Source organism: Sinobaca sp. H24, assembly GCF_023845525.1.
This window is the reverse complement of record NZ_JALBWT010000023.1, coordinates 69,555-80,039: the sequence shown is the minus strand read 5'-3', so window position 1 is coordinate 80,039 and position 10,485 is coordinate 69,555. Positions and strand designations below refer to the sequence as shown.

Sequence of the window (10,485 nt, the reverse complement as noted above, 5' to 3'; positions counted from 1 at the left end):
TGCTTGTTCGAAAAATAATATTCGGAAAAAAAGATAAAATAATTGCTATGACTGAATGTTCATTCATTATGTTTTTTGTTATACTGTAATTACTAAATAACAAAAGAGCGCCAACTGGTTCTTTATATAAAATGAAGAATCACATTTTGAAAGGAGCGATACATCATATGGAAACATTCATCATTGTTAACTGGATTGCGTTTATTCTTGTAACCGCTTACGCGCTATTTCTGTTTGGACAGCTCGTCTACACCCGCTACTCGTATATAAAACTCGGGAAAAAAGCAGAATTTGACCGCAGTACAAAAGAGCGCTGGAATGACATTATGGTCAATGTATTCGGCCAGAAGAAATTATTAAAAGATAAAAAAAGCGGTATTATTCATCTTATGTTTTTCTACGGGTTTCTGCTTGTGCAGTTCAGCGCGATTGATATTATCTGGAAAGGTCTTGCTGTAGGCTCCCATCTGCCGCTTGGACCGCTTTATCCGATATTTACGCTGTTTCAGGAAGCCGTTGTATTAATGATACTTATTGCTGTAGTCTGGGCGTTCCACCGCCGTTACGTGGAGAAAATTGTACGTTTAAAAAGAAACTGGAAAGCAGGGCTCGTGCTGATTTTTATCGGCGGGCTGATGGTATCGAAAATGCTTGCCAAGGGCATGGAGTTTATCTGGCTTGATAAATCGTTAACCGGTTTTGAACCGATGGCATCTGCAATTGCTTTTGTGGCATCTCCACTAGGTGCAGGAGCGGCCGGCCTGTTATTTTACGTGTTCTGGTGGGCTCATCTGCTGTTTCTGCTCACATTCCTCGTGTATGTGCCGCAGTCCAAGCATGCGCATTTAATAGCCGGCCCCGCCAACGTATGGCTTGGCCGCACAGAGCCGGTAGGAAAGCTGGCTTCGATTGATTTTGAAGATGAAACAAAAGAAGAGTTCGGTGTTGGGAAAATTGAAGACTTTAATCAAAAGCAGCTGCTGGATCTGTATGCCTGTGTAGAGTGCGGGCGCTGCACGAATATGTGTCCGGCAACCGGAACAGGCAAAATGCTTTCCCCGATGGATCTGCTTCTTAAAATGCGTGACCATTTAACGGAGAAAGGGGCAGCTGTGACATCACGGTCACCTTGGATGCCGGCCTATGCGTTCAGCGGCACAACAGGAAACCAGCTGGCTGCTCAGAGCCCGGAAGAAGCGATGGATGCTTATCATCCAAGCCTTATCGGCGATGTAATCACAGAAGATGAGATCTGGGCCTGTACGACCTGCCGGAACTGCGAAGACCAGTGCCCGGTGATGAACGAGCATGTTGATAAAATTATTGACCTCCGTCGTTACCTTGTTTTAACAGAAGGTAAGATGGATCCGGATGCCCAGCGTGCTATGACTAACATTGAACGTCAGGGAAATCCATGGGGGATCAACCGCAAGGAGCGCGAGAACTGGCGCGAGACGCGCGAAGATATTGATGTGCCAACGGTAAAAGAAATGAATAAAAAGGGTGAAGAGTTTGAGTACTTGTTCTTTGTAGGCTCCATGGGATCCTATGATAAGAGAAGCCAGAAGATTGCCCAGTCCTTTGCGAAGCTGCTAAACGAAGCAGGCGTCAGCTTTGCCATTCTAGGAAACAAAAAAAAAATTCCGGTGATACACCGCGTCGGATTGGAAATGAATTTTTATTCCAGGAGCTTGCGGCTGCAAATATCAGTGAATTCCAGAAGAACGACATCAAGAAAATCGTCACGATTGATCCGCATGCTTACAATATGTTCAAAAATGAGTATCTGGAATTCGGGCTTGAAGATGTAGAGGTGTTCCACCATACAGAACTTCTGGCCGATCTGGTGAAAGAAGGTAAGCTAAAGCCGTCGCATGAAGTAAAAGAAACGATTACGTACCATGACTCCTGTTATCTCGGGCGCTATAACGAAGTGTATGATCCGCCGAGAGATATTCTGGAAGCCATACCAGGTCTTGTAGTGACAGAAATGGAACGAAACCGTCAGGATGGCATGTGCTGCGGCGCAGGCGGCGGTATGATGTGGATGGAAGAAGATAAAGGAGAGCGTGTCAACGTGGCCAGGACGGAACAGGCGATGGACGTCAACCCTTCCATGATCGGAAGTGCCTGTCCTTACTGCTTAACGATGCTTTCCGATGGAACGAAAGCAAAAGAAGTAGAAGAGGATATCCAAACAATGGACATTGCAGAAATACTGGAATTATCGGTAGTAGGGAAAAAACAGGCAGTATAAGGAAAAAGGGGCTCTATTATCAAAAAAGAGCCCTTTTTCTTTTTTCTGTATGAAAGAACAGCACTGGGTCTTGTCTTTTAGGCTGGATTCTTATACATTTATAATAAAGAAAACGCTTTCAATTATAATGAGTGAGCGTTCGCTCAATAATAAGGAAGGGGACAGCTGAAATGGGAAAAACAGCAATCATAGCAGGGGCAAGAACACCCTTCGGGAAATTCGGAGGAGCATTGCAGCCGCTTACGGCGAGCACTCTTGGAGGAGAAGCGATTAAAGGGGCTTTGCAGAATGCGAGTGTGGAAGGACAGTTAGTTGAAGAAGTTCTGATGGGAAATGTACTGCAGGGAGGTCAGGGTCAGCTGCCTTCGCGGCAGGCGGCAAGACATGCCGGCCTTCCCTGGGAAACAGAGACGGAAACGATAAACAAAGTCTGTGCATCCGGTATGAGAAGTCTCACGCTTGGCGACCAGATGATCCGGGCCGGTGATAAAAGCATTGTTATCAGCGGCGGAATGGAATCAATGAGCAATGCTCCTTATTTTTCCGACACGGCGAGGTGGGGGACACGGATGGGAAACACTGCACTCAAGGACATGATGGTTCATGACGGACTGACCTGTTCGTTTCAGAATGTGCATATGGGTGTATATGGCGGGGAGGTTGCTGATCGTTTCAGTATTTCAAGAGAGCGACAGGACGAGTGGGCCCTTCGAAGCCATGTCCGGGCGGCTGAAGCAATAGAAAAGGGTCTGCTGGCCGAAGAAATAACGGGAGTGGAAGTGCCGCAGCGAAAACAGGATCCGTTGATGATTCTTAAAGATGAAGCACCGCGCCGGAACACTACGCTGGAAGGACTGCAGCAGCTGCCGCCTATTTTTTCAAAAAGCGGCACGATCACAGCCGGCAATGCTCCCGGTGTTAACGACGGCGCATGCGCTATGGTCCTGATGAATGAAAGAGAAGCAGAGGCCCGGCAGAAGCAGCCGCTCGCCTGGATTGAAGCACATACAGCTCTCGCTGTTGAAGCAGAGCTATTTCCGAAAACACCAGGCCTTGTGATTCAGAAGCTGCTGCAGAAAACAGGTTATAAGCCGGAAGACATTGATTTATTTGAAATTAACGAAGCCTTCGCTGCGGTGGCACTGGTCAGCAGTGATATCGCCGGTCTGGATGAAAGCCGGATAAATATTAACGGGGGAGCGGTAGCACTGGGGCACCCGATTGGAGCGAGCGGGGCCCGCATTATTCTAACGCTTGCCCATGCGTTGAAGCGCCGGGGCGGAGGACTTGGTATTGCAGCAATATGCAGCGGCGGCGGCCAGGGAGATGCCGTCTTAATCAAAGTAGACTAGCAGGAGGTTTTTATGGAAATTAAAACAATTGCCGTTATCGGCGCTGGACAGATGGGGACAGGTATTGCACAGGTTCATGCCGAGGCAGGATACAGCGTATATTTGTACGATATTAATGAGAAACAGGTCGAAGCAGGCCTGGCATCGATTCGAAAACGTTTGGAGCGGAATGTAGAAAAAGGCAGAATAACAGCTGACAGTCTGCAGCAGACAATGGAAAACCTGCGTGCTTCCCACGTGCTGAGTGACGTATCCGGAGCTGAATTAATAATAGAGGCTGCTTCTGAAAAAATGGAAGTCAAAAAAGCGATTTTTACCCAGCTTAGCGAGGAAGCAAAAGAAGGCGCCATTCTGGCAACGAACACCTCCTCTCTTCCTATCACTGAGATTGCTTCCGTAACAACAAGGGCCGAACAGGTTATAGGCATGCATTTTATGAATCCGGTGCCGGTAATGAAGCTTGTCGAAGTGATTCGCGGACTGGCTACAAGCGATGAAACGACTAAAGCGGGTGATGGAGGTCGTAGAAAATCTTCAAAAAACAGCAGTAGAAGTCCAGGATTCCCCGGGCTTTGCGGCGAACCGTATTTTAATGCCAATGATCAACGAAGCGGTATTTACGCTGCATGAAGGAACGGCCGATGCCGATGGGATTGATAACGTCATGAAACTCGGCATGAATCATCCGATGGGACCGCTGGAGCTTGCCGATTTTATCGGTCTGGATACGTGTCTGTATATTATGGAAATTCTTCATGAAGGACTCGGCGAAGACAAATACCGGCCATGTCCTCTGCTGCGCAAATATGTAAAGGCGGGTTGGCTCGGCAAAAAGACAGGACGCGGATTTTATGAATACACTTAAAGAATAGGGGCGGAAAAATGAATCTCCAATGGACGGACGAACAGCAGATGATGCGGAAGACAGCCAGACAGTTCGCTGAAAAGGAAGTAGCTCCTGAAGTAACACGAATGGAAGAGGAAGACCGCTTTCCGGTCGAGCTTGTGCAGAAAATGGCCGGTCTTGGCTTTATGGGTATCCCGATCGCCGAGGAATGGGGAGGTGCCGGAATGGACTTTCCTTCTTATATACTGGCAATTCATGAAATATCGAAAAAAAGTGCAGCGCTCGGGGTTATTTTATCGGTTCACACCTCTGTCGGCACAACGCCGATCGTACACTTTGGCACAGATAAACAGAAGGCGCATTATCTTCCCAAGCTTGCCTCAGGGGAATATCTCGGAGCATTCGCTCTTACAGAAGCAGGGTCCGGCAGTGATGCGTCCAGTTTAAAGACCACAGCAGAAAAGAAAGATGGACGCTATGTGCTGAACGGATCAAAAGTGTTTATTACGAATGCCGGGGCGGCGGATACCTATATTGTGTTCGCGTCAACCGCGCCGGGTACCGGGGCAAAAGGCATCAGCGCATTTATTGTTGAAAAAGATTTTCCTGGCTTTTCCGTAGGGAAGAAAGAACGAAAGATGGGTATGCATGGATCTAACACCTGCGAAATTATATTGGATCAGTGCGAAGTGCCTGTCGAAAACCTGCTCGGCAGAGAGGGCGAAGGATTTTCGATTGCTTTATCCAACCTTTATGCAGGACGGGTCGGTATCGCTGCCCAGTCGCTCGGTATAGCAGAAGCGGCCCTTGAAGCGGCAGTGGCATACGCCAAAGAACGCAGGCAGTTCGGAAAGCCGATCGGCTCGATGCAGGGTATCAGCTTTAAGCTGGCCGATATGGCAACAAAAGTGGAAGCGGCCCGGCTTCTTGTATACCAGGCGGCGGATGCCTATGAAAAAGGAAAAGCGACCGCGCAGTCGACCTCGATGACTAAATTGTTTGCCTCAAAAACGGCAGTGGACGTATCGGTCGAGGCGGTCCAGGTATTCGGCGGATACGGCTATACAAAAGAATATCCGGTGGAACGGTTTTTCCGGGATGCAAAGGTGTGCGAAATTTATGAAGGAACAAGTGAGATACAGCGGATTGTTATCGGAAAAAGCCTGATGGCATAAAAAGGAGAGAGAGATATGGATTTTGGACTGACGGAAGAGCAGCAGATGATAAGGAAAATGGTACGGGATTTTGCCAATAAAGAAGTGGCCCCTACGGCAGAAGAACGGGATGAAGAGGAACGATTTGACCGCAGTATTTTTAACAAAATGGCAGAGCTGGGACTTACCGGTATCCCGTGGCCGGAACAGTATGGGGGAATAGGCGGAGACTACGTCAGCTACGTAATCGCTGTAGAGGAGCTTTCCAGAGTATGTGCGTCAACCGGCGTAACCTTGTCTGCACATCTTTCCTTAGCGGGCTGGCCGGTTTATACTTATGGAACAGAGGAACAAAAACAAAAATATTTAACCGCGATGGCCTCCGGAGAGATGATGGGCGCTTACGGCCTCACAGAGCCCGGATCAGGTTCTGATGCTGCTGCTATGAAAACAACAGCCAGAAAAGAAAACGGGGAATACGTGTTGAATGGATCGAAAATATTCATTACAAACGGAGGCGAGGCAGATGTCTACATCGTATTCGCCGTAACAGATTCTGCTTTGAAACATAAAGGCGTAAGTGCATTTATTGTCGAAAAAAACTTTCCTGGCTTTTCCGTAGGAAAAAAAGAAAAAAAGCTCGGCATCCGTTCATCACCTACAACGGAAATTATTTTTGAAGACTGCCGCGTGCCGGAAGAAAATCTGCTCGGAAGCGAAGGGCAGGGGTTTGCGATTGCCATGAAAACACTCGACGGCGGACGTAATGGGATTGCTGCACAGGCGGTAGGCATTGCCCAGGGCGCGCTGGATGCCGCAGTTGACTACGCGAAAGAACGAAAGCAGTTCGGAAAGCCTATCGCCAGCATGCAGGGAATCAGCTTTAAACTGGCCGATATGGCGGTCAAGGTAGAAGCTTCGCGGCTGTTGACCTATCAAGCGGCCTGGAACGAAAGTGCCGGAATTGCGTACGGAAAAGAGTCCGCAATGTCCAAGCTTTTTGCAGGCGATTCAGCGATGGATGTTACGATAGAAGCAGTCCAGGTATTCGGAGGCTACGGATACACAAAAGATTATCCAGTCGAGCGGTACATGCGGGACGCTAAAATCACCCAGATCTACGAGGGGACAAACGAAGTACAGCGTCTCGTGATTGGTAAAATGCTGCTCAGCGACTGATAAATACAGGAGGAAAAGCATGCAGAAGAAAAAAGTGCCTTCCATGGTAAAAGACGAGCAGCTGATACAAATTAGAAGAGAGCAGTTAATAAAAGGGGCGGTTAAGCTTTTCAAAGAAAAAGGCTTTCACCGGACGACGACGAGGGAAATGGCGAAAGAAGCCGGATTCAGCATCGGTACGCTGTATGAATACATCGGCTCTAAAGAGGACGTTCTCTATTTAGTCTGCGATTCGATATACGAAGAAGTAAGAACCCGTCTGGATGCCCATCTTGCAAAACAGGAAGCGGGAATGGACCGGCTTAAACAGGTCATTGCTTCGCTTTTTAAAGTGATGGATGAAATGCAGGACGAGGTGCTTATTATGTACCAGGAAGCCAAATCTCTTCCGAAAGAATCATTGTCTTATGTATTAAAAAAAGAAGCGGAAATGACAGGACTTGTGGAAAGCGCTGTTCGTGAAGCATCAGAGGCAGGCAGCATCGGTCCGCTTGATCCGATGGAAATGGAAATACTGGCTAACAATATTATGGTTGCCGGACAGATGTGGACGTTCCGGCGCTGGACCGTGCAGAGAACCTGCACGCTCGAAGAATATACGGCTGTCCAGAGCAGACTGCTGCTTTCCAGTCTGGCTGCCGAAACGAAGTAGGGTAAAGAAAGGGAGGAATGCAGCATGGCAGTTCAGGAAATGCACACATTGAAAAATCCGGTGCGGTTTGTGACTGCTTCCAGCCTGTTTGACGGACACGATGCCTCGATTAATATTATGAGGCGTCTGCTCCAATCAGGAGGGGCAGAAGTTATTCATTTAGGGCATAATCGTTCTGTTGAAGAAATTGTAAACGCTTCCATTCAGGAAGATGTCCAGGGCATTGCTATTTCTTCCTACCAGGGCGGCCATATGGAGTACTTTAAATACTGCTACGATCTTCTGCAGGAAAAAGGAGCAGGCCATATCCGTATATACGGCGGAGGCGGAGGGGTCATCAATCCCCCTGAAATTAAAGAGCTTCATGAGTATGGTATTGCCCACATTTTTTCTCCCGATGATGGAAGAACCTTCGGCCTGCGCGGTATGATCAATCAGATGCTGGAAGAATGCGATTTTCCGCTGGAGTCGAATCAGGTGTTTTCACTGGCTGATATTAAAGAGAAAAATGATCAGGCCGTAGCACGCTTTATGACGGTGGCAGAAAATGAAAATCTGCGAACAGCAGCATGGAAAGAAGCATTTCTTTCTATTCAGCGTATAGAAGGAACATTTCCGGTGCTTGGTATTACGGGAACGGGCGGTGCGGGGAAAAGCTCATTAACCGATGAGCTCGTGCGCCGCTTCCTGCGGGAATTCGATGACAAAACCATCGCGATTTTGTCCATTGACCCGACAAAGCAGAAAACAGGCGGGGCTCTGCTTGGGGACCGCATCCGGATGAATGCAATTCACCATCCGCGCGTATTTATGAGAAGCCTTGCTACCAGAAGCTCTAAAACAGAAACGTCGAGCAGCCTGCGGGATGCTATTCAGGTGGCCAAAGCAGCTGCGTTTGATTTGATTATTGTTGAAACAAGCGGTATTGGTCAGGGGGATGCGGAAATTGCTGAGATTGCCGATGTATCGCTTTATGTAATGACAAGCGAATTTGGTGCCCCCTCACAGCTCGAGAAGATCGATATGATTGATTTTGCCGACGTGATTTCCATCAATAAATTTGACCGCAAAGGCTCGGAGGACGCGCTTCGTGACGTAAGAAAACAGTACCAGCGCAGCAGGGAGTGGTTTGACAGGCGTACAGAAGAAATGCCTGTCTACGGCACAATAGCCAGCCAGTTTAACGACCCCGGCACAAATATTCTTTTTTCTGAACTCATTCAGGCTATTAGAGAAAGATGCGGAGTAGACTGGATAACAACGATTGATACTGACCGGGAGACAGGAAAAAAAGATATGATTATACCTGCAGACCGGACGCCATATTTACGGGAGATCGTTCAGACGGTCCGCGGATACAAAGAACACGCATCAGAACAGGCAGAAACGGCACGAAAGCTTTTTCAAATTGATGGAACGCTGCGTCTTCTTGAGCAGAGCAGCGCAGCGACGCAGGAGCTTGAAAACATAAAAGAACAGATAGAAAAACAGCTCGATCCTGAAGTGAAAGGACTTCTCGACGGCTGGGAAGATTTAAAAAAAGCTTACAACGAAGATACTTTTACTTCAAAAGTCCGGGATAAAGAAATTGTGACAGAACTAAATGTAGAAACACTCTCCGGCTTAAAAGTAAAACGGGTCGCTCTTCCCCGCTACAAGGATTGGGGAGCGATAGCAGAATGGCGGATGCTTGAAAACATTCCAGGATCCTTCCCATTTACAGCAGGCGTATTTCCTTTTAAACGAAAGGGTGAGGATCCAAAGCGTCAGTTTGCCGGCGAGGGGACCCCTGCCCGCACGAACCGGCGGTTTCATTATTTGTCCAAGGATGATGAAGCGAAAAGACTGAGCACTGCTTTTGATTCGGTCACTTTATATGGAGAAGACCCGGACGAACGACCGGACATTTATGGAAAAGTCGGGGAAAGCGGAGTGAGCATCTGTACGCTTGAAGACATGAAAAAACTGTATGAAGGATTTGATCTTATATCGCCGATGACATCCGTTTCGATGACGATTAACGGACCGGCTCCTATTATTCTGGCTATGTTTATGAATACAGCGGTGGATCAGCAGATAGATTTGTTTGCAGAAAGAGAGGGGCGCGAGGCGTCAGAGGAAGAAAAACAGGAGATTAAGGCAAAGACACTGGCGACCGTTCGCGGGACGGTTCAGGCTGACATTTTAAAAGAAGACCAGGGCCAGAACACGTGTATATTTTCAACAGAATTTGCCCTCCGTATGATGGGAGACATCCAGCAGTATTTTATTGATAACAAAGTACGTAACTATTATTCGGTGTCGATTTCGGGATATCATATCGCAGAAGCGGGAGCCAATCCGATCAGTCAGGTTGCTTTTACACTGTCCAATGCATTTACGTATGTAGAATATTACCTGAGCCGCGGAATGCATATTGATGAATTTGCAGCGAACCTGTCCTTCTTTTTCAGCAATGGGCTTGATGCAGAATATGCCGTAATCGGAAGGGTCGCCCGCAGAATCTGGGCTGTTGTGATGAAAGAAAAGTACGGCGGCAATGAACGAAGCCAGAAGCTGAAGTATCATGTACAGACTTCAGGCAGATCTCTGCACGCGCAGGAAGTGGACTTTAATGATATCCGGACAACGCTCCAGGCCCTTCTGGCTATTTATGATAACTGTAATTCTCTTCATACGAATGCATATGACGAAGCGGTAACGACTCCAACGGAAAGCTCGGTCCGACGTGCCATGGCAATTCAGATGATCATTACAAAAGAGCTTGGGCTCGCCAAAAATGAAAATTCGACTCAGGGTTCTTTTATTTTAGAAGAAATGACGGATCTTGTAGAAGAAGCGGTGCTTCAGGAAATGAGCCGTATTGACGACAGGGGCGGCGTGCTCGGTGCTATGGAAACCCAGTACCAGCGCGGAAAAATTCAGGAAGAGTCCATGTATTATGAAATGAAAAAGCATACGGGCGAGCTGCCGATCATCGGTAAACACGTACCTGACGCCGGAAAAAGAGGAAACCGTATTTGATATGGAGCTGGCCCGCGCAG

5 protein-coding genes and 2 pseudogenes are annotated in these 10,485 nt (G+C 47.8%); all 7 read left to right on the top strand.

What is annotated here, in order from left to right:
• The first annotated feature begins 167 nt into the window (after positions 1 to 167).
• The 7 genes and pseudogenes from MMY81_RS22925 (at position 168) to icmF (ending at position 10,465) form a co-directional block, all read left to right on the top strand.
• Positions 168 to 2,257, top strand: a pseudogene (locus tag MMY81_RS22925) (heterodisulfide reductase-related iron-sulfur binding cluster).
• 170 nt (positions 2,258 to 2,427) lie between these two features.
• Positions 2,428 to 3,609 carry an acetyl-CoA C-acetyltransferase gene (locus MMY81_RS22920; protein ID WP_252314680.1) on the top strand — a complete coding sequence of 394 codons (1,182 nt, stop codon included), beginning with the start codon at positions 2,428 to 2,430 and terminating at the stop codon, positions 3,607 to 3,609.
• A gap of 12 nt (positions 3,610 to 3,621) precedes the next feature.
• Positions 3,622 to 4,474, top strand: a pseudogene (locus MMY81_RS22915) (3-hydroxybutyryl-CoA dehydrogenase).
• A gap of 17 nt (positions 4,475 to 4,491) precedes the next feature.
• Complete coding sequence (locus MMY81_RS22910; RefSeq protein WP_252314679.1) at positions 4,492 to 5,631, top strand: acyl-CoA dehydrogenase; 1,140 nt, start codon at positions 4,492 to 4,494, stop codon at positions 5,629 to 5,631.
• Between the two features lie 15 nt (positions 5,632 to 5,646).
• Entirely contained in the window at positions 5,647 to 6,789 is a 1,143-nt protein-coding gene (locus MMY81_RS22905) for an acyl-CoA dehydrogenase (protein WP_252314678.1), read from the top strand.
• A 19-nt stretch (positions 6,790 to 6,808) separates the two neighbouring features.
• Positions 6,809 to 7,441 (top strand): TetR/AcrR family transcriptional regulator, encoded by a 633-nt coding sequence (locus tag MMY81_RS22900; protein WP_252314677.1) that lies wholly within the window; start codon positions 6,809 to 6,811, stop codon positions 7,439 to 7,441.
• 24 nt (positions 7,442 to 7,465) lie between these two features.
• Positions 7,466 to 10,465 (top strand): fused isobutyryl-CoA mutase/GTPase IcmF, encoded by a 3,000-nt coding sequence (gene icmF / locus MMY81_RS22895; RefSeq protein WP_374562617.1) that lies wholly within the window; start codon positions 7,466 to 7,468, stop codon positions 10,463 to 10,465.
• Positions 10,466 to 10,485: the final 20 nt, after the last annotated feature.